The following is a 20,591-nucleotide window of genomic DNA, read 5'->3' as shown; positions in this document are numbered from 1 at the left end:
TACGCTGGCGTATCGATGCTGATCGATCCACTCAACGAGGCGAGCATCTTCAACCTGTGCAAGGCCGCCTGGCAGGCAGCGCCCGATTGCGTCGGCGGTTTGGCGCATCCGGTTTCGCGCGTCGGGTATCGCGAGTCGCGTATCGCGTGACGATGAAGAGCAGCGCGGTCCGCTGTGCCGCTTTTCATTCACGCCCGCGACATCTTTCGACGGCGGACGGACTGCGGCGCTAACGGAAATACGCCTTCGTGTTTTCGTGCACGCCGTCGTGCGCAAGCAGTTCTTCGGGCCTGAGCCAGATATAGCGGCTATGCTGATCGAAGCGGCCCACGGATGCCGTGTTCTCGAGCGTCAGAAAGTACGCGATCACGACGTTGTGTGTGGTGATCTCGTCCGCGCCCGCGAAGTTGTCGCTATACAGATGCTCGAACAGGCCGCCGAAACGCGCGGCCGAGCGCTCCATGCCCGAAATCCCCAGTTCCGCGTCGACGATGCGCGTGAAGGCCGCGTCGAGTCGCTCGTTCTTGCAGATGCGTCCGCCGGGCACGAACCATGTGCCGAGCGCGGGACGATTGCGCCTATTTCCGACGAGCACGCGTCCCGCGTAGTCGGACACGATCAGGTCGATCGACACGAGGGGTGTCATCCGTACGACCTGAAGGAAATCGTCTGCTTCGAGGAAATCGGCGCATGTGGTGGCCATGTCTGTCTCTCGTCAATGTCGTGTGGGTGCGGTCGCGGCGAGGTCAACGCGTCAGCGCGAAGCCGACGTCCGCAAGCCTGCGGGTTTATTGATCGGAGTTGCGGGTGAAAAGCCGGGACGACGTAGCGAACAGAACGACAATGACAATGACGATGGCCGCGCACAGAATCAGCCCGGAAGCCAGCACTGCGATGACCATCACCATGATCCAGGCGAAGCCACTCATCCGACCGCTCCCTAGTCGTGCCTTCGCGCGCGCCCGCTGCGCAGCGCGCGGGCGGCGCCTCGCTTGCGGCATTGCCAAGAGTCTATCCGCAGCAATGAAAGGCGGTTCTGTCGTCTCACGCCTAAATCCCGTCACGTATGGACAAATCCGCGTGCGTCGCGCGCGTGCGGAGGGCACGCATCACGTGCGCTTCACAGCCTGCATCAAGGCGCGATATAGCCCGCCGGCGTCGTGACGTTCGCCTTCATCACGACCGCGTTCGACGACACCACATAGACAGGCGTCTCCGTCAGCGCGAGCGTCACATAGCCGTTCTGATAGGGCACGCTCGACGGATTGCCCATCATGTCGAACACCGTCACCTTCCCCGAAGTGCCGGGCGCATCCACTTGCAGACGCCACGACACGCCCGCCTTGGGATCGAAATGCGTCGACTTGTTCCACTTCGCGTTGTCGTGCGTCCACGCGGCCGTGACGATCTTGCCGCCGTTCAGGCGCTGGAACGCATACGCATAGACGCGGGCGGGCGTGTGCTTGACGGGACCGAGCGTAGCCGTGCCGTCGATCAGCCGCGTCATCGCCGCGACTGCGAGCGCCGCGGGCTTCGGACTGATCTTGCCCGGACCGAAATCGCCTTTCGGATGATCGAGGTCGAAGAACACGCCGTAGCCCGGCGTCGCATCGGGCGTGTCGTTCGAATAGAAGATGTACGTGATGTCCGCGCCTTCGCCGAGCAGGATCAGATGCGTGCGCGCGACGACGGCGCCTTGCGCGTAGAGCACGTCGCCCGTCGGATAGTGCGGGCCGTATTGTTCGCCGACGTCGTAGCTGATGCCCGTTTCCGTCGCGAAGAGCTTTGCGCCCGGCTTGTACTGCGCGGCCATCAAGCGGCGTAGCGCGCGCATCGAAGTGGGCAGCGCGTATTGAGCCTGTTGCGGATCGCTGGCGTTCATCAGGCGCTCGGGCGGATGCGACGGGCTGGGGCCGTTCGGATCGTAGTAGCCGTGAATCGCGATGCCGTCGAGATATTTCGCCATGCCGAGCGGCGCGAGACGCCTGAGCGATTCGATATTGCCCGTCACGGAGCCATACGTCGGCCCCATGACGACGGCATTCGGATCGGTCGCGTGAATGCCTTCGTACACGGCCTTGTATAGTTCGACGAAATTTGCGTCGGTGTCTTTCCACGGCAGGCCGCCTCCCGCGTCGGGCTCCCACGTGACCTGATAGTAGTTGCTCGACTGCGCCGCAAAGACCGTGGTTCGCACGCGGCTCGATTCGGTGCCGACGCGCTGCATGTATTCGCGCAATGCGCCCGTCGATTTCGGCAGATAGCTGTGCGTCTGCTTGCCTGTTGGACTCGCCCAGCCAGGAAAGCCGTCGAGTTGGATCAGGCGCAACAGGTCGCCTTTGCGGAACCATGGCGAGAGTTGCGCGGTGGCGGGATCGAACGTGTTCGCGCGGTCCGGCTCTTCCGTGTACCAGTTGCGGTTGTCGTTGACCCACGTGAGGCCGAGCTGCGGATAAAGCGGACGATAGCCGTCGCCATCGCAGCAGTGCTGTCCCGGCGCGACGAACGCCGTGCCCTGGCCGCCGAAGCGGTGCAGGTCCGCGCGCGCGAAATGCACGGGCGGCACGCTCGCGGACACATCCGGCAGCACGCCGAAAGTGGCGATGCCTTCGGGACGCGTGCCGCGCGCGGGCAACTGTCCATGCTCCTGTTCGAGCGAGGCCGACAACGCGAAGTAGCCCGCAAGCGTCGACGTGCAATTCAACGTGACCTGACGCGCGCCTTGCGCGACCTCGTATGCGCCGCTTGCCTGCACGGTGCCCCACGCATCGCGGATCTGCCATGCGAGCTTGTCGGTGCGCGATGCGCGGGTCGTGATGGCGACGCGGAACGAACGATCGAGCGTAAAAAGACGCGTGCCTTCGCTATCCGGCGTGTCCGCTTCGATGAGACCGCCTTGCGGATTCGCCACCGCGACATCCGGTGAGCCCTTGCAGCGGAGTGCCTGAGAGTGGCTCGGATACGGTTGCGCTTCCGCTTGTGCGGCGTCGTTGCCGGCCGCTGCGCGAGGCGACGCAGCGGGTGTCGTGCTGGCCTTCGCAGCAGTGCTGGACGCACCGGCCCCGCTGTTGTCCCCTGAAATCCAGCACTGCTTCTCTTCGCCGGGCGCTGGATCGTCGAATACGCCGTTATCGCACGAAGTGCCGTTCGTCAGCGATTTGACAGTATTACGCGCTTCTGTGCCATAACGGACGTCGCGCGTGCCGCTGAAGGAGCAGGTGCCGTGCTCGTCGGCGCATTTCGTCCAGGCGGGCGCTTGTGCGTTATCGGCTGAGGCCCTGTCGCAGCCGCTCGCCATCGCAACAGCAACCGCAAGCAGCGGCGCACGCATGACGAGGGAAACATCGAGCGCATCAGCGATGCACTTCAACGGGAGTACGTATCTCTTGCGAGGCGAGTGGTCGCCATCAGTCATTCTTTCCCCCGTGACAGTAATGGATGACCTGTTACGCATTGGAGCGACCAAGATTACACCGCGCACCCAGCAGGAATTGGACGTTCTTTAGTGTTCGTGCGCAAGTCCAATGGCGGATGAAAGCGAATGTTGCGTCATCGCGACGCTTGTCAATGGCGGCATTCGCCTGGTGCGCATTATCCGCGTCGCATAAGGCCAGGCGGCCACACGACAAGCCTTTGCGCGTTCGGACGGACCGGCAAGCGCCGCCAAAACTGCCGCTTTACTCCGTTTTGCCAGTGCTGTAGCGCCCGTTATCCGGCTTTAATGTTTCGCTTTTGAAACATTAATGGTTTTATTTATAGGCGAATCTAAAGACGAAAAGAATTAATTATTCGGGCTGCTTTTCGTCTTCTTATAATTCGTAATCTGAGCGTTGCGAGTGCTTTTTTCATCATATTAATAAGGCTTTAATTTCATATTAGCAAAATGCCAGTCAAAGCTCGAATGGCTGTTTTCCTGAGTAACTATTACAGGCGCTAAAGCAAGGCTGAAAAAATTGCTGTTCCCTTGTGGGCTGGTCCAGTAATTGCAACAAATTGTAATGCTTTGTGTCAAGCCTGGCGGGGCGGAGCCGGAAGGGCCGCATTTGTGATATGAAATGGCGAATTCGTTCGCCGGCGCGTAAGCCGTATTAATCGGCTTTATGTGATTGTCAAATGCGGGCTGAAAGGCTTCGATCAGCAATCGGACCGAATACGCCAATACATCGTCAGTTTCAGTCACTGTCCGCCGGGATTGTTTTTTTAATGCGTATGATGCACTGCACATCGCTTGGATTTAACTAGTTCTTTCCACGCCGGAAGGTCAAGGGGGAAGAGTCATGGCGTATGCAAGTTTGGAAACTCCAATGGTAGGCTGGGTACGAGCAGCGCCTGAGCGCAGCGCGCACTATGCAACCGCCACTCGCCACATTGCAATTTTGTTGTTCGACGGTTGCTCCCTCCTTGGTGCGGGGATCGTAGCCGAGGTCTTTCATGCAGCTAACGAACTGGCGTCATCCGCCAGCCACGGCTGGACTTACGACGTCAGTTTCCTGTCGGCCTCGGGCGGCAACATCACGTGCTCGTCATCGATTCGCGTCTGGACGGACGGACTCGACGCGCGGCATTACATGGGATTCGATGCGCTGTTCGTGGCGGGTGGCAAGGGTGCGCGCAGCGCGTCACGCGACGAACGGCTCATCGCGTGGCTGCGGCGCGTTCATGCGAACACGAGCACCGTGCGTCCGATCGGCGAAGGGCGCGCGCTGCTCGAAGCGGCGTGCATCAACGGCGTGCAGCAACGCGATTTCGGCAGCTACAACGTGCGCGAGGAGCGCGACGAGCAAAACGGCAACGAAGCGAACGATCGTCTCGAATCGATGAAGAGCGCGCTGATGCTGATCAAGCGCGATCTGGGCATCGACGTGGCGCGCAACGTAGCCGAACGTCTGATGCCCGATGCGGGTGACAGCCTGATGTCGCTCTTGGGCGACAGCACGGGCCGCAGCCCCGCGGACAAGGTGCGCGCGGCGGCGCGCTGGCTACAGGAGAACTGCCAGCGGTCGATTTCGATCGCGGACGCGGCCCAGGTGGCCGCGATGAGCGAACGCAATTTCCTGCGTCGCTTCAAGATGGAAGTGGGCGTCACTCCGTCCGACTACCTGCTGCACGCACGGCTCGCGATCACCTGCAGCTTGTTGACCGACTCCGAACTGCCCGTCGACAAGATCGCGCGGCGCACGGGAATGGGCAACGGCGATCGCCTCGCGAAGATCTTCCGCAAGCGGATGAAAGTCTCGCCGACGGAATACCGGATGAAGACCCGGCGCGAAGCCGGCATCTGACGCCGGCCGCGATCTGAAAACGCGTCTCAGGTAGACATGCCTGGCCATCAAGGGCAGACATTAAGGAGTGCGTACATGCTAGTCGACCAGAAAAATCCGACGAATGCGGCAGTGCCGGCGAGTTCGTTGCCGGACTGCACGCACATCGTGCCGGTGATACTGGCTGGCGGATCGGGCACCCGACTGTGGCCGATGTCGCGTGAACACTTTCCGAAGCAGCTGATCGGCGTGGTTGGTTCGGAATCGCTGCTGCAGGACACCGCTCACCGGATGGAAGGCTTTCCTGCGGGCTGGGAGGTGTCGAGCACGCCCATCGTCGTGTGTGGCGAAGAGCATCGCTTCGTGATCGCCGAACAGCTGACGTGCAACGGCTGCACGCCGCGGCTCGTCGTCGAGCCGGCACGGCGCGATACGGCGCCCGCCCTCACACTCGCGGCCGCGCTCGCGTGCGCGAACGGCGACGACGCGATTCTCGTCGTGATGCCGTCCGATCATTCGATCGCGGATGTGCCGGCGTTGCAGCGCGCGATCGAGATTGCCGCGCGCCATGCGCAAAGCGGCGCGATCGCGACGCTCGGCGTGCCTCCGCGCGGGCCCGAAACGGGCTTCGGCTATATCCGCGTCGGCAGGAAGCTGGATGACGAAGCGTGCGAGATCGACGGCTTTGTCGAAAAGCCCGCTGCCGAGCTTGCAAGGCAATACGTTGCGGCAGGCACGTACTGGTGGAACAGCGGCATCTTCGTGATGCGCGCGAGCGTGTGGCTCGCGACGCTGCAATCGCTTCAACCCGACATGCACGCCGCGTGTCTTGCGTCGTTTGTGCAAGGGCAGTTCGACGGCACGACCTTCCGTCCCGCCGCGGACGCGTTTACGCGTTCGCCCGCCGATTCGATCGACTACGCGGTGATGGAGCGTCTGAACGTGTCGACGGGCTGGACGTCGACGGGCGTCGTCGTCCCGCTCGACGCGGGCTGGTCCGATCTCGGCTCGTGGGACGCCGTGTGGGCCGCGCAGCCGAAGGACGAAGCGGGCAACGTGGGACGCGGACGCGTGATGTTCGAAGGCGCCGTCACGAGCTATGCGCATTCGGAAGGGCGGCTCGTCGCGTGTGTCGGCACGACGAATGTCGTCGTCGTCGAAACGGCGGATGCCGTGCTCGTCGCCGATCGCTCGCGCGTGCAGGACGTGAAGGGACTCGTCGCTCGCATCAAGGCGCAGAAGGCGCCTGAGGCCGACTCGCATCGCAAGGTGCGCCGTCCGTGGGGCTTCTACGATTCGATCGATCACGGCGACCGTTTCCAGGTCAAGCGCATCGTGGTCACGCCGGGAGCCAAGCTGTCGCTGCAACTGCATCACCATCGCGCGGAGCACTGGATCGTCGTGCGCGGCACGGCGCTCGTCACGCGCGGCGAGGACCAGTTTTTGCTCACCGAAAATGAATCGACCTACATCCCGCTCGGCGTGCGGCATCGGCTGGAAAATCCCGGCAAGGTGCCGCTCGAAATTATCGAGGTGCAGTCGGGTTCTTATCTGGGCGAAGACGACATCGTGCGCTTCGACGACACGTATGGGCGCTGCGGTCCAGCGCAAGGCCAGAGCCAGTCGCAAGGCGAAAGGCACACGCGGGACACGGGCGAGAGTCAGGACACGGGGCATGGCCCGACTCCCGCGGCGAGTTAGCGCGGCGCTGAAATGCGCAACACCCGGACGAAAGGCAACGAACGACGAATGGCAGGGTGACTGATATGCGGGACTTACAGGACTTTTTTGCGCGGGTTGCAGACGTGGCGCTGATCCTCCTCGGCGCCGCCGTCGCGTCGCAGATCCGCTTCGATGAATTCTCGCAGCGAGGCTTCTACGACGCATTCGTTCTTTTCTCGGGGGCCTTCGCGCTCGCGATGTTCCCTGCGTTCGGGGTCTATGAGTCCTGGCGCGGACGCTCGAAGCTCGCGCTCGCCGGACAGGTTGCGCTCGCGTGGCTCGTCGTGCAGGGCTGCGCGCTCGCGCTGATGTATTCGCTGCACCGGATCGACATCGTTTCGCGGCTGTGGTTCGCGTACTGGACGGCGATGGCGGGCGGCCTGCTGATCGCCTGGCGGCTGATCGCGCACGCGGTGCTCGCGCGCGCGCGCCGCGCCGGCTGGAATCTGCATCAGGTGGCGATCGTCGGCAGCGGCGGACATTGCGACCAGATCGTGCGCCGCATCGAATCGCAGCCGGCCACGGGCTTTCGCGCGACGGCCGTGTTGAACACGCATCCCGAAGACTCGCCGCTGACGAATCCGCGCGTGAACTGCTTCGACTCGCAGCAGGCTTTCGCCGAGTTCGTACGCAACAACGACGTGCATGAGCTATGGCTCGCACTGTCGCTCACCGACGAGCGCACGATCTTTCGCATCGTCACCGAGTTTCGCAACGACCTCGTGAACATCCGCTTCATGCCGGACGTGCGCAGCCTCGCGCTGTTCGATACCAGCAGCGTGATCGAGTTGCTCGGAGTGCCTGCGATCAACCTCGTCGCGTCGCCGCTGTCGTCGCGCGCGCTCTTCAAGAAAGATCTTTTCGACCGGGTGTTCGCCGCTTGCGCGATCATCGGCCTCGCGCCGCTTCTGATCGCGATTGCGCTTGCCGTCAAGCTGTCGTCGCCCGGTCCCGTTTTTTTCAGGCAGAAACGTAAGGGGGCCGATGGTCGCGTTTTCACGATTTACAAGTTCCGTTCGATGCGTGTGCACACTGAGGAAGCCGGCAAGCTCAGCCAGGCGACCCGCGACGATCCGCGCATCACCCGGCTCGGCGCATTCCTGCGCCGCACGAGTCTCGACGAGTTGCCGCAGTTCTTCAACGTGCTGCGCGGCGACATGTCCGTGGTCGGGCCACGCCCCCACGCACTCGAACACGACGATCTGTATCAGAAGGTCGTGGCCGGCTATATCCATCGCTACAGGATCAAGCCGGGTATCACAGGTTGGGCTCAAATCAACGGCTTTCGCGGCGAAACAGACCGCATCGAAAAGATGGAGCGGCGCGTCGCGCACGATCTGTATTACCTGGGGCACTGGACCTTCTGGCTCGACATGCGAATCATCGGCGCCACGATCGTCAAGGGCTTCATTCATACCAACGCGTACTGAGTTGGGGGCAAGTCAATGAACAAGGATCAAGCTCCCCTGCAAGGAGGAAATGCCATGAACCAGAAACGAATAAGCGTGTGCGCGCCGCTGGTGCTATCGATGTCCGTGATGCTGCTCTCCGCCTGCAGCATCGTCCCCGGACAACGATTCGAATCGCCTCCCACGCTGCCCGAGACGGGCGGTGAATACAGCAGCGAACCCGAACAGAACGTGCAGATTCCCATCACCGATATCAACCTGAAGCTCGTGCGCACGATGAACGGGCAGGCGACGCAAGTGGACCAGCAGATCGCGTCGCTGTTCAGCCCCAAGGCGCCCACCTACAAGCTCGGCCCGGGTGACGTGCTGCAGATCACCGTCTGGGATCACCCGGAACTGGCGGCTGCGCTCGGCCAGCCGTCGCCGTCGAGCAGCAAGAACGATCCGGGCGTCGGCTTTCTCGTCGATGCCGATGGCAATATCCAGTTCCCGTATGCAGGCACGATCCATGTGGGCGGCAAAGATGCCGCGACGGTGCAGAAAGAGCTGTATCGCAAGCTGAGCGTCGTCTTTCAGAAGCCTGAAGTGACGGTGCGTGTCTCTGCGTTCCGTGCGGCTCAGGTTTATGTCGATGGCGAAGTGCATGCGCCGGGGCCGGCGCAGGTCAACGATATTCCGATGTCGCTGACGGAAGCGATCAACCGCACGGGCGGCTTCACGCCGAATGCCGATCAGAGCCATGTCGAACTCGTGCGTGAAGGCCGTACGTATGAAATCAACGTACCGTCACTCATTAGGGCGGGCCGCGCTCCGACGCAACTCTATCTGCAGGGCGGCGACCTGCTTCGGGTCGGTGCGCGCGACGAGTACGGCATCTACCTGATGGGCGAAGTCAACAAGCCGGCGACGATCCTGCCGATGCGCGACGGCCGCCTGACGCTGGCGGAAGCGTTGTCGCAGGCGGGCAGCCTCAACCCGAACACGGCTTATGCGAAGCAAACCTTCGTGATCCGCAATTCGATGAGCGACAAGCCCCAGATCTACCACCTGGACGCGACGTCGCCCACTTCGATGGTGCTTGCGAACCAGTTCAATCTTGAGCCGAAGGACGTGGTGTACGTCGACAACAACGGTCTCGTGAAATTCAACCGCGTGCTGTCGCTGCTGTTGCCTGCAATCAATGCTGGCGTGACGGCTGCATTGCTCGCGAAGTAAGGGTGACGAATGCGTCTTGCAATAACGGGGTGCAGCAACGCAATGCTTCCGACAGTGTGGTTACTTGATGGATCACGCAAATGGCTATCAACTTTGACAATCGCTATACGGACGTCAGTTCCGATGAGATGCACCTGACAGATTATCTGCAGGCCATCGTTGCGAACTGGAAGTCGATTCTGTTGATTACGCTGGCCATCACGGCGCTGGGCACTGCCTACGCGTTTCTGGCGACGCCCGTGTATCGCGCAGATGTTCTTTTTCATGTGGTGGATAAGGCCGATAACAACAAGCAGGACGGCCTTCAACCGCTGACGGGCATGTTCGATACGAAGCCGTCGACGGCCGCGGAAATCGAGTTGATGAAGTCACGGCTCGTGACCGAGGAGACGGTCAAGGCGTTGCACCTCGATATTGCCGCGCGCCCCCACACACTGCCGTTCGTCGGCGGGCTGATCGCCCCGCTGATGAACGGCAAGTGGGGCTTCAGGCTGCCGCCGGCGCTGCAGCTTTCGAGCTACGCGTGGGGCAAAGAAAGCATCAAGGTGTCGCAGTTCGACACTGCAAAAGATATGTACGACAAGGACTTCACGCTGATCGCCGGACAGAACGGCGACTTCGTGCTGAACAGTCCTGACGGCGTCGCGATCCTCGAAGGGCATGTCGGCGAAAACGTCGTGCGCGAAACGCCCGTTGGCCCGATCGCGTTGCGCGTCGATGCGCTCGTCGGCGCGCCGGGCACGCGCTACGACATGACGCGCGGCTCGACGCTGACGACGGTCGAACGCCTGCAGAAGGCGATGGAGGTCGCCGAGTCGACGCTGCAGTCGGGCGTGATTCGCGCGAGCCTCGAAGGCAGCGATCCGAAGCTCACGTCCGACATCATGAACAACATGGCGCGCGAGTTCATCCGCCAGGACATCGAGAGCCGCTCGTCGGAAGCCGAGCACATGCTCGCGTTCCTTGACCAACAACTGCCGCAACTGCGCAAGGAACTCGACGCCGCCGAGCAACGCTACAACACGTTCCGCAACCAGCATGGCACCGTCGATCTGAGCGAAGAAAGCCGGCTGCTGCTGCAACAGATCGTCGACAACAAGACCAAACTCGTCGATCTGCAGACGCAGCGCGCGGAGATGTCACAGCGCTTCACCGCGAATCACCCGGCCGTGGCGGCGCTCGACGCGCAGATCAGGGCGCTGCAAGGCAATCTCGCGACGATGGGCAAGAGCGTGCAATCGCTGCCGGATACCGAGCAGACGGCGCTGCGCCTGTTGCGCGACGTGCATGTGGATACCGAGCTGTACACGAACCTGCTGAACAGCGCACAGCAACTGCGCATCGCGAAGGCGGGCCAGGTGGGCGACGTGCGCATTGTCGACTTCGCAGAAGCAGCCGACGATCCAGTGCGTCCGAAGCGCCTGGTGGTGATCCTGATCAGCTTCGGTGCGGGCCTCTTCATCGGCATCGTGTTCGCGTTCGTGCGCAAGACGCTGTACGGCGGCGTCGAACGTCCGGACGAACTCGAAGCCGCGCTGGGCGTGCCCGTGTTCGCCGTCGTGCCGCGCAGCGAGCAGCAGATGCGCCTGCAGCAGGACGTGATGATGCGCCGGCGCGGCCTGCACGTGCTCGCCGAACAGGCGCCGCAGGATATCGCCGTCGAGGGCGTGCGCAACCTGCGCACCTCGCTGCAACTGACCGTCGAGGACAGCCAGAGCAACGTCGTCATGCTGACGGGCTCGCGTCCCGACGCGGGCAAGTCGTTCCTGTCGGTGAACCTGTCGGCGCTCGTCGCCTCCGTGAACAAGCGCACGCTGGTGATCGACGGCGACATGCGGCGCGGCGACGTGCATTCGCACTTCGGGCTGCAGCATCAGCCGGGTCTATCCGACGTGCTGCGCGGCGGCGATCTGCAATCGTCGATCCAGCGCGAGGTGTTGCCGGGTCTCGACGTGCTGACCAAGGGCTCATTGCCCTCGCATCCGTCCGAGCTGCTGATGAGCAAACGGTTTGAAACGATGCTCGACGAACTCAAGAAGCAGTACGACCTGATCATCATTGATACGCCACCCGTCCTCGCCGTCACCGACTCGACCGTGATCGGCAAGCACGTGGGGACGACGTTGCTCGTGATTCGTCACGGACGCCATCCGGTAGGCGAACTCGCGGAGACCGCGAAGCGTCTGCGCAATGGCGGCGTGAATTTGCAGGGGGTCTTGTTGACCGACGTACCGCAGGCGGGCGCGTTCATCGGCTCGGGTTATCGCGGCGGTTACTACGGCTACGAGAGTATCGCAGGCTAAACGGTGTTCCTGTGCGCGGGCCGCGCCGTGGTCCGACGTCATTCATCAGGAGAACATAATGACTCAGAAGGTTGCCTTGATTACGGGCATCACCGGCCAGGACGGCTCATACCTGGCGGAGTTGTTGATCGGCAAAGGTTACGGAGTGCACGGCATCATGCGTCGCACTTCACTGTTCAATACTGACCGTATTGATCACCTTTATCGTGATGTTCATGATCCGGACCGATGTCTCCAGTTGCATCACGGTGACATGACCGATTCAACCAGCGTGATGCGTATCATGCAGCACGTGAAGCCCGATGAGGTCTACAACCTTGCTGCGCAGAGCCATGTTGCCGTATCGTTCGAAGAGCCCGAATACACCGCGAACGCCGATGGCCTCGGGACGTTGCGCTTGCTAGAGTCGATTCGCGCCAATGGCCTCGAAAAGAAGACGCGTTTCTATCAGGCGTCGACATCAGAACTGTTTGGTCTCGTGCAGGAAGTGCCGCAGCGCGAGACAACGCCTTTCTATCCGCGTAGTCCCTACGCCGTCGCAAAGCTGTTCGCATACTGGACGACGATTAACTATCGCGAAGCGTATGGAATTTACGCTTGCAACGGGATCCTGTTCAACCATGAGTCGCCCGTGCGAGGGGAAACCTTTGTCACCCGCAAGATTACGCGAGCGATCGCGAGGATCGCGGTAGGCCTGCAGAAAGTGCTCTACCTTGGAAATCTGTCGGCGCTGCGGGACTGGGGTCATGCGCGGGACTATGTGGAAATGCAGTGGATGATGCTGCAGCAGGATCAGCCTGAAGACTTCGTGATCGCATCGGGTGTGCAGTACAGCGTACGCGATTTCGTTCAACGTGCAGCTGCCGAACTGGGTATCACGATCAGCTTCCAGGGCTCCGGCGAGAATGAAGTGGGAGTCGTTGAACATGTCAATCCACACACGGAAGTGCGAGTCCACGCCGGCGACATCATCGTGCGCGTCGATCCGCGATACTTCCGCCCCGCGGAGGTACAGACGCTGTTGGGCGATCCTTCCAAGGCTTACGCGAAGCTCGGCTGGCAGCCGACGATATCGTTCGATTCACTGGTGAAGGAGATGGTGCGTTCCGACTATCAGATCGCACGACGCGATGCGCTGGTGACACTAGCCGGCTTCAAGGCTCTTGAACATTACGAGTGAGTCACTGAAATGGACAAGCAGACACGTATTTTTGTCGCGGGACATCGAGGCATGGTCGGTTCCGCGCTTGTGCGCAAGCTCAAGGCGGCGGGCTATGAGGGCGTCGTCACGCGCACCCACGCCGAACTCGATCTGACCGATCAGTCCGCCGTGAACCGCTTCTTCGCGAGCGATCAGATCGACGTCGTACTGCTCGCCGCGGCGCGGGTCGGCGGCATCATGGCTAACGCGACGCAGCCAGGCGAGTTTCTCTACGAGAACCTCGTGATCGAAACCAACGTGATTCACGCGGCGTATCGCGCGAAGGTCGACCGGCTCGTTTTCTTCGGCTCGTCGTGCATCTATCCGAAGATGTGCCCGCAGCCGATTCGCGAGGCGTATCTGCTGACCTCCGAACTCGAGCCGACCAACGACGCGTACGCGATCGCGAAGATCGCGGGCCTCAAGCTCTGCGACGCGTACAACCGCGAATACGGCACGCGCTACGTCGCGCTGATGCCGACCAACCTGTACGGACCGAACGACAACTACGACCTGAAGAACAGCCATGTGCTGCCCGCGCTGATCCGCAAGACGCACGAAGCGCGGCTGCATGGCGATCCGACGCTGACCGTATGGGGCAGCGGCACGCCGCGGCGCGAGTTCCTGCACGTCGACGATCTCGCTGCGGCGACGCTCTTCGTGCTCGAGCACGATGTGAACACGGGTGTCTTCAACGTCGGTGTCGGAGAAGACCTGAGCATCCGCGAGCTGGCGCAGATCATCTGCGATGTGGTCGGCTTCGAAGGCGAGTTGCAGTTCGATGCGAGCAAGCCGGACGGCACGCCGCGCAAGCTGCTCGACGTATCGCGCCTGGCGGAAATGGGCTGGCGCGCGAGCATCGGACTGGTCGATGGGATCGGCAATACGTATCGGGAGTTTGCTGCGAAGTACGAGGAGAAATTCGCCACGCCTTCCTTTGAGACGGCTGCGCGCGCCTGAAGTACCGTTCCTGGTGACGGACGTTGCCTGGGACCGGGATTAGGGTGACGTTCGTTCTTTTTTCAGGGCAGTCGACAGTTTCGACCGAATGAGGACTGTAAGAAATGGATGCGTCGGTCACGATCTTTCATAACGTCGTGTGGTCACGGCACAAGGGCGCCGTGTTCTCTGCGTTGCACAGCATTTCGGCCGCGGGCGCGATCCGCTATTCGATGGTGCAGATCGCGGACACGGAGCACGACCGGCTGGGTTTTTCTGAGGTCGATTATTCGTATCACCGTTATCCGATGCAAAAGCTCTTCGACGGCTGCTACGAAGACGTCCCGACGTTGCGCCTCACCTCGCGCCTCGTGTGGGAAGTAATGAAGGCCAAATCGGATCTGATCGTATTGCCCGGCTATCACCGGCCCGAGTATTGGGCGATGCTCGCCGCGTGCATCGTCACCGGCAAGCGGCGCGCCGTGTTCTGCGACTCGACGGCGCGCGATCGTCCAAAGCGCCTCTTGACGTCGATTCCAAAGCGCGTGTTCTTCTCGCTGTGCGACGGCTACTTCGGCTTCGGCGAACGCAGCCGTGAATATCTGATGTCGCTTGGCGCGAGGGCCGACAAGATTTTCATTCCGTGCCAGGCAGCCGCGCTGCCCGTCACGTTCTCGCCCGAGCGAGCGCTTGCCGAGCGCTTGCACTATCGCGCGGGTAATCCGCACGTGTTCCTGTACGTCGGGCGTCTGTCTGAAGAGAAAGGCATCACGACGCTGATCGACGCATTCGCGGGACTCGCGAAGCGTCTGCCCGATCCGCAGTTGCGCATCGTCGGCACGGGGTCGCTCGAAGGCGCGTTGCGCAAGAGGGTCAGCGAGTTGGGCATGGGGTATGCGATTACGTTCGTTGGCAGCCTGCAGGACGAGCCGTTGTCGCGCGAGTACTACGGCGCGACCTGTCTGGTTCTGCCGAGCCGCAGCGAACCTTGGGGGCTCGTCGTCAACGAGGCGCTCGCGCATGGATGTCCCACTGTCGTCAGCGAGAGCTGCGGCTGCGTGCCCGAGCTCGTGCGCGACGGCGTGAACGGCTATGCGTTCACCGCAGGCGATGCGGCGGGTCTGCAGCGCACACTGCTGAAAGCGACGGAAGCATTCGCGGACGCCGAAGCGACGGCGCGCCGCTGCATGGACGTGATACGGCGTTTCGATCCGCCGTCCGCCGCAGCCAACATCGCGCGCGGTTGCGCGCTGATGCTGAGCGATTGAGATCGATCGATTGCGCGGCTACCACGGCTTGATCACGCCGTGGCCGTGCAAGGTAGTGGTTGGAAGGGCGTAGCGCCGTCCGCTGCCGCATGACGGGCATTCGACGTGGATGTCAAATATGAAGATCTTGATCTATGGCCTCAATTACGCACCGGAGCTTTCGGGGGCGGGGAAATACACAGCCGAAATGGCACAGATGCTGGCGGAATGCAGCCATGAGGTGCGCGTAGTCTGCGCACCGCCGTACTACCCTGAATGGAAAGTCGCAGCGGGCTATTCGATGTGGCGCTACCGGCGCGACGTCATGCGCGGCGTGCGCATCTGGCGGGCGCCGCTATGGGTGCCCGCGCGGCAAAGCGGGCTGAAGCGGATGACGCATCTGGCGTCGTTCGCGCTGTCGTCGCTGCCGCTGCTCGCCCGGCAGATCGCATGGCGGCCCGACGCCGTGATATTGATCGCGCCGACCATGCTGTGCGCGCCCGGCACACTTGCGCTCGCGCGCGTCACGGGCGCGAAGGCGTGGCTGCATATTCAGGACTACGAAGTGGACGCGGCCTTTGATCTCGGCCTGTTGAAAAGCGGACGCGCCGCGCGCCTCGCCTACTGGGTCGAGCGCGTGATCCTGAAGCGCTTCGACGTCGTGTCGTCGATCTCGAGCCGGATGGTCGAGCGCGCGGTCGGCAAAGGGGTCGAGACGGCGAAGACCGAGTTCCTGCCGAACTGGGTGGATACGCGCGCGATCTTTCCGCTCGAGCGCGCGAGCGCGTATCGCGAGTCGCTCGGCATTCCGGCGCGCCATACGGTGGTGCTCTACTCGGGTGCCATGGGCGCGAAGCAGGGCATCGAGACGCTCGCTGCGGCGGCCGCCGCGCTCGACGCGCGCGACGATATCAGCTTCGTGTTCTGCGGCGGCGGCGCGGCGCGGGCGGACCTCGTGAAGCGCTGCGAAGGCTTGCGCAACTGCCGCTTTCTGCCGTTGCAGCCGGCGTCGTCGCTCAACGAGTTGCTGAACGTCGCCGACATTCACGTGTTGCCTCAGCGCGGCGATGCCGCCGATCTCGTGATGCCTTCGAAGCTGACGGGCATGCTGGCGAGCGGCCGCGCCGTGATCGCGATGGCGCGCCCGGGTACGGCGCTGCACGAAGCCGTCGCGGACAACGGCGTGATCGTGCCGCCCGAGGATACAGGCGCGCTCGTCGAGGCGATCACGGCGCTCGCCGGCGACGGGGCGCGACGTGCCGCGCTCGGCGCAGCGGGACGGCGTTATGCCGAGACGATGCTCTCGCCGCTTTCGACGCTGCTGACGCTCGATACACGTCTCGCGCAACTCGCGGGCGATGGCACGCCCACGACGGCGGCTCCGCCTGTTACGACGCCCACGGCGAATGGCAGCGTCATGTCGGCGCCCGTCGAGGAGTCGAAAGTGGGTGAAGTACAGCAGTGAAGTGAGGCAGTGAAGTGAGGCAGTGAAGTGAGGCAGTGAAGTGAGCCAGTGAAGCGCAGCGCCGGCTTTGCTTACGGCGCGCCTTCGCTATAGACGCGTTCGAACGCCTCAAACGCTTGAAATGAAGAGGCCGCATTCGAGCGGCACGAAAGCAGTTCGAATACGGCCCCTTCGTTTTTACCTGTCAGGTCGAGTCGATTGACACAAATGCAGCGAACACGCTCACCACGGCGACCGGTAGATATCGCGTCCTCCCTTGTTGATGTAAGGGTTGCCGTAGACGGCATTGGCAGCAACGCCCGCATCGCCGGGAGGCGCTGCGCCGCCGCGCTGTCCCGCCGCTCCTGCCGGGCCCGCGACGCCGCCAACGGCACCAACGGCACCGTTCGCCGCGCCACCGTTTGCGCCAACGTTCGCTGCTGCCGCGCCGCCGCGCGCGGGCCGCTTGATGGCGACGGCGTTCGCCGCGCCTTTGCCGCCCGCCGCACCGCCATTTGCGCCATTGCCTTCATTGCCTCCCGCGACGGCAGGACCCCCCGCGCCCTGCGCATTGGGCTTCGCGACGCGCATGCGTTCGCTGTTCAGCAGCGACTCGCGTTCCGAATCGGGTGTCGCGCCGTCCATTTCATAGCCGCCGAGCGAGGCATTCGGACCGCCGAGCAGACGCTGCGTGTCTTCCTGCGTGCGTTGCGCGGCTGTCTTCTTTGGAGGCGCGCCGTTCGCATTGTTTTTCGCCTCCGCAGCGGCCTTCGCCCCGTTGCCGGGCGCAGCGTTGTTGTTCTGCGCATGGGCGCACGGCATCAGCGCAACGCCCGACAGCAGCGCCGACGCGAGCGCGATCGACTGAAGCCAGGCGCGCGAACGATTCGCACTGCGCAGCGGATATTCAAGCGGCGCGAGCTGTTGCGAATGAAGATGAGCGGCCATCGTCGTCTTCCTCCCGTGCAAACGTCGAAGTCTGCTTCCATGGTGAACCGGACACTCTGCATGGTTCCGCCAAAATTGCGCCCCGCGCGGCCAGCCATCGTCCAGACGGGTGCACGGACCAGATAATCGATGACGAAAGGGCGCGCAACAGACGGCCTGATGGCCGGACACGAGACGGCGCTCCATCACTGGAGAAGAGTATGAACAATACGATCCGCTCCACGATCGGCCAGGACGCGCAAAGGGAAGACCCGGAAGACGCGCGCGCATCGGGGCCGGCCGCCGCGCCGCAGCCCTCGCAGACGGGCCGCGTGATCGACCTGAGCCGCGCGGGCAAGGGCAACTATGTCGCGTCGCGCGGTGTTCTCACCGAGCTCATCTGGTTCCTTGTCGAAGCCTGTGTGATCAACAACAAGCTGCTCCCCGTGTCGTCGGTGCGCGTGGCGCTGCTGCGGCTCTTCGGCGCGAAGATCGGCGCGAACTGCCGCTTCGTGCACCCGGTGCGCGTGAAAGCACCGTGGAATCTCACGGTCGGCGACAACTGCTGGTTCGGTGTCGATGTGTGGATCTACAACCAGGCGCCCATTCGTATCGGTTCGAACGTCTGCATTTCGCAGGGGACTTTCCTGAGCGCAGGCTCGCATGAGATGCGCACGAATATGGACTTGCGCGTCGCGCCGATCGTCATAGAAGACGGCGCGTGGATCTCGTCGAAGTGCGTCGTGCAAATGGGCGTGACGATAGGGCGATCCGCCGTGGTGACGCCGCTTTCGGTCGTGCACCGTTCGCTCGATGCCGAAGGCGTGTACGGAGGCAATCCTTGCCGCTTCATTCGCAAGCGTTTCGACGGGGATGTGGGCGGGGCCTCATAACATGCACCGGACGCATGGTCTGTCTGCCGGAAGCGCGATGTTGGCGGATGAACGGAGTAGCGCAGAGCCATCATCCTACGTACGCATGGGCGGCTTGGGGGAAATCACTACTTGCCGCGACGCGCCGCGATGGCGCAAACCTGCAGTGCGTTGCTGCACGACGAGCCAGGCTCGCAGGCTCGGCGAGGGGCCAGAACGGACGGAGTCTCACACGGCCGTAGAAGGTAGGTACGAACACAAGGCTGGGAGCAGGGGATGTATATCGATACCCGCAGTGTCGAAGAGGGCGTCGCTGTATCGACGACCGTATGCATCATCGGGGCAGGCGTCGCGGGTATCACGCTCGCGATGGAACTGGATCGCGCGGGCATCGAATGCTGCCTGCTCGAAAGTGGCGGCTACAAGGCAGACGACGACACGCGCGACCTCTATCGCGGCGACAACGTCGGCATCCCATACGCATTCGCGGACGGCTGCAGGAGCCGTTATCTCGGCGGCAGCAGCAATTGCTGGGGCGGCTGGTGCCGGCCGCTCGATCCCTGGGACTTCGACAAAAAGGAATGGGTCGCGAACAGCGGCTGGCCGTTCGGCCTCGACGAGCTCACGCCGTACTATCAGCGCACGCACACGCTGCTCAAGCTCGGACCGGACAACTTCGATCCGGTGTGGTGGGAACAGCAGATCAACCGGCACGATGTGCGCCGCTATCCGCTGATGTCGGGCAACGTGCGCGATACCGTCTCGCAGTTCAGCCCGCCTGTGCGCTTCGGCAAGGTGTATCGCGACGTGCTGCGTCGCTCGGAGCGCGTGCGCGTGTTCCTGTACGCGAACGTGGTGAACATCGACACCGACAGCGAGGCGAAGGAAGTCACGGGCGTCGATATCGCGACGCTCTCGGGCAAGCGCGTCCGCATGAACGCGAAGCTCTTCGTGCTCGCGACGGGCGGCATCGAAAACGCGCGGCTTCTGCTCGCGTCGAACAAGGTGCAGGCGGCTGGGCTCGGCAATGGAAACGATCTGGTCGGCCGCTTCTTCATGGACCATCCGCGCCTGATGACGGGCACCGTGAAGTTCTCGAAGCAATGGGCGCGCAACAAGCTGTACGACATCAAGTATCACTATCAGAACCCCGTCGTCGCGGCGCATGGCACGCAAATCTCGTCGCAGTTCGCGCTGACGCGCGACGTGATCATGCGCGAGAAGCTGCTCAACTCGCGCGTGTGGTTCTTCTCACGTTTCTTCGGCGAAGGCAGTGCGGGATCGGAGGCGCTGATCCGCTGCCGCGAGGCGCTGCATCGCAAGGAGCAGCCGGGCCGTCGCGCGCGCGACGACTACCTGACGATGGCCGCGCATCCCGTCGATACGATCGGCTTCGGGCTGACGCGCCTGTTGCAGTTGCGCGCGCTGATTTCCGACGTCAAGCTGCAAGCGATCGTCGAAGCGGAGCCGAATCGCGACAGCCGCGTGACGCTGTCCGATCGCAAGGACCGGCTCGGGCTGCCGCGCGTGAAAGTGGACTGGCGATTGACGGAGCTCGTGCAGCGCACGTTCGACCGCACGTTCGAGCTGCTCGCCGACGAACTGAAGATGATGGGCGTCGCGGAGGTCGAACTCGACGAGCCGCTGACGGGACGCACGTCGTGGCCCGCGAAGCTCGAAGGCACGTGGCATCACATGGGGACGACACGGATGCACGATTCGCCGCGCGAGGGCGTCGTCGATCGCGACTGCAAGATGCATGGCGTGAGCAATCTGTATATCGCAGGCAGTTCAGTGTTTCCGACTGTCGGCGCGAACTTCCCGACGATCACGATCTCTGCGCTCGCGCTACGGCTCGGCGAGCATCTCGTGCAACGGCTCGGCAAATCCGACATGGCGACCGTGGTGCCGATCGGCGATCTCGCCAACGCGCGGTTCGGCAACGTGCCGAATCCCGAAGTGAGCGATCTGCCGATTGCGGCGCAGTCGCTGGTTCGGGCGGGGGGGAATGAGGCGGTGTGAGGGGCACGCGCTCGGCTTAAGGCAGGCGC

General features: G+C 62.8%; 16 protein-coding genes. 12 read left to right on the top strand and 4 right to left on the bottom strand.

Annotated features, from left to right (window positions below):
- Window positions 1-15: 15 nt before the first annotated feature.
- Window positions 16-150 carry a hypothetical protein gene (locus tag AB4Y32_RS06100; protein WP_368720451.1) on the top strand — a complete coding sequence of 45 codons (135 nt, stop codon included), beginning with the start codon at window positions 16-18 and terminating at the stop codon, window positions 148-150.
- 79 nt (window positions 151-229) lie between these two features.
- Here the strand turns inward: AB4Y32_RS06100 and AB4Y32_RS06095 are convergent, their stop codons facing one another.
- From AB4Y32_RS06095 to AB4Y32_RS06085, 3 genes are all read right to left on the bottom strand, one after another.
- Complete coding sequence (locus AB4Y32_RS06095; protein ID WP_368720450.1) at window positions 230-703, bottom strand: GDP-mannose mannosyl hydrolase; 474 nt, start codon at window positions 701-703, stop codon at window positions 230-232.
- Window positions 704-788: 85 nt separating this feature from the next.
- Window positions 789-929 carry a hypothetical protein gene (locus tag AB4Y32_RS06090; RefSeq protein WP_368720449.1) on the bottom strand — a complete coding sequence of 47 codons (141 nt, stop codon included), beginning with the start codon at window positions 927-929 and terminating at the stop codon, window positions 789-791.
- Window positions 930-1,132: 203 nt separating this feature from the next.
- Complete coding sequence (locus AB4Y32_RS06085) at window positions 1,133-3,331, bottom strand: hypothetical protein (protein ID WP_439899755.1); 2,199 nt, start codon at window positions 3,329-3,331, stop codon at window positions 1,133-1,135.
- Between the two features lie 946 nt (window positions 3,332-4,277).
- On the opposite strand from AB4Y32_RS06085, the gene AB4Y32_RS06080 reads away from it, so the two are divergent.
- The 9 genes from AB4Y32_RS06080 (at window position 4,278) to AB4Y32_RS06040 (ending at window position 16,762) form a co-directional block, all read left to right on the top strand.
- Window positions 4,278-5,282: a GlxA family transcriptional regulator gene (locus tag AB4Y32_RS06080; RefSeq protein ID WP_368720448.1), complete on the top strand. Its 1,005-nt coding sequence runs from the start codon at window positions 4,278-4,280 to the stop codon at window positions 5,280-5,282.
- A gap of 75 nt (window positions 5,283-5,357) precedes the next feature.
- A complete protein-coding gene (locus AB4Y32_RS06075) occupies window positions 5,358-6,962 on the top strand; it encodes a mannose-1-phosphate guanylyltransferase/mannose-6-phosphate isomerase (RefSeq protein WP_368720447.1) in 1,605 nt (534 codons plus the stop codon).
- A gap of 65 nt (window positions 6,963-7,027) precedes the next feature.
- Window positions 7,028-8,413: an undecaprenyl-phosphate glucose phosphotransferase gene (locus tag AB4Y32_RS06070; RefSeq protein ID WP_368720446.1), complete on the top strand. Its 1,386-nt coding sequence runs from the start codon at window positions 7,028-7,030 to the stop codon at window positions 8,411-8,413.
- 54 nt (window positions 8,414-8,467) lie between these two features.
- Window positions 8,468-9,607: a polysaccharide biosynthesis/export family protein gene (locus AB4Y32_RS06065; RefSeq protein WP_368720445.1), complete on the top strand. Its 1,140-nt coding sequence runs from the start codon at window positions 8,468-8,470 to the stop codon at window positions 9,605-9,607.
- 80 nt (window positions 9,608-9,687) lie between these two features.
- Entirely contained in the window at window positions 9,688-11,910 is a 2,223-nt protein-coding gene (locus tag AB4Y32_RS06060) for a polysaccharide biosynthesis tyrosine autokinase (RefSeq protein WP_368720444.1), read from the top strand.
- Between the two features lie 58 nt (window positions 11,911-11,968).
- Entirely contained in the window at window positions 11,969-13,090 is a 1,122-nt protein-coding gene (gene gmd, locus AB4Y32_RS06055; RefSeq protein ID WP_368720443.1) for a GDP-mannose 4,6-dehydratase, read from the top strand.
- A 9-nt stretch (window positions 13,091-13,099) separates the two neighbouring features.
- Entirely contained in the window at window positions 13,100-14,071 is a 972-nt protein-coding gene (locus tag AB4Y32_RS06050; RefSeq protein WP_368720442.1) for a GDP-L-fucose synthase family protein, read from the top strand.
- Between the two features lie 104 nt (window positions 14,072-14,175).
- On the top strand, window positions 14,176-15,318 hold the full coding sequence (locus AB4Y32_RS06045; RefSeq protein ID WP_368720441.1) for a glycosyltransferase family 4 protein: 1,143 nt from the start codon (window positions 14,176-14,178) through the stop codon (window positions 15,316-15,318).
- A gap of 118 nt (window positions 15,319-15,436) precedes the next feature.
- The gene (locus AB4Y32_RS06040) at window positions 15,437-16,762 is read left to right on the top strand and encodes a glycosyltransferase WbuB (protein ID WP_368720440.1); all 1,326 of its coding nucleotides are present in this window, start codon (window positions 15,437-15,439) and stop codon (window positions 16,760-16,762) included.
- A 222-nt stretch (window positions 16,763-16,984) separates the two neighbouring features.
- Here the strand turns inward: AB4Y32_RS06040 and AB4Y32_RS06035 are convergent, their stop codons facing one another.
- The gene (locus AB4Y32_RS06035) at window positions 16,985-17,689 is read right to left on the bottom strand and encodes a hypothetical protein (protein ID WP_368720439.1); all 705 of its coding nucleotides are present in this window, start codon (window positions 17,687-17,689) and stop codon (window positions 16,985-16,987) included.
- A 200-nt stretch (window positions 17,690-17,889) separates the two neighbouring features.
- Here AB4Y32_RS06035 and AB4Y32_RS06030 point away from each other — a divergent pair, with 200 nt between their 5' ends.
- Together AB4Y32_RS06030 and AB4Y32_RS06025 are read left to right on the top strand one after the other, a co-directional pair.
- Entirely contained in the window at window positions 17,890-18,561 is a 672-nt protein-coding gene (locus AB4Y32_RS06030) for a DapH/DapD/GlmU-related protein (protein ID WP_368720438.1), read from the top strand.
- 255 nt (window positions 18,562-18,816) lie between these two features.
- Window positions 18,817-20,562, top strand: a complete 1,746-nt coding sequence (locus AB4Y32_RS06025) for a GMC oxidoreductase (RefSeq protein ID WP_368720437.1) — start codon at window positions 18,817-18,819, stop codon at window positions 20,560-20,562.
- Window positions 20,563-20,591 lie beyond the last annotated feature (29 nt).

It is taken from the genome of Paraburkholderia phymatum (assembly GCF_040965635.1).
GTDB classification, from domain to species: domain Bacteria; phylum Pseudomonadota; class Gammaproteobacteria; order Burkholderiales; family Burkholderiaceae; genus Paraburkholderia; species Paraburkholderia phymatum_B.
Note: the sequence above shows the minus strand (reverse complement) of the source record. Positions and strands in the feature narration are given on the sequence as shown.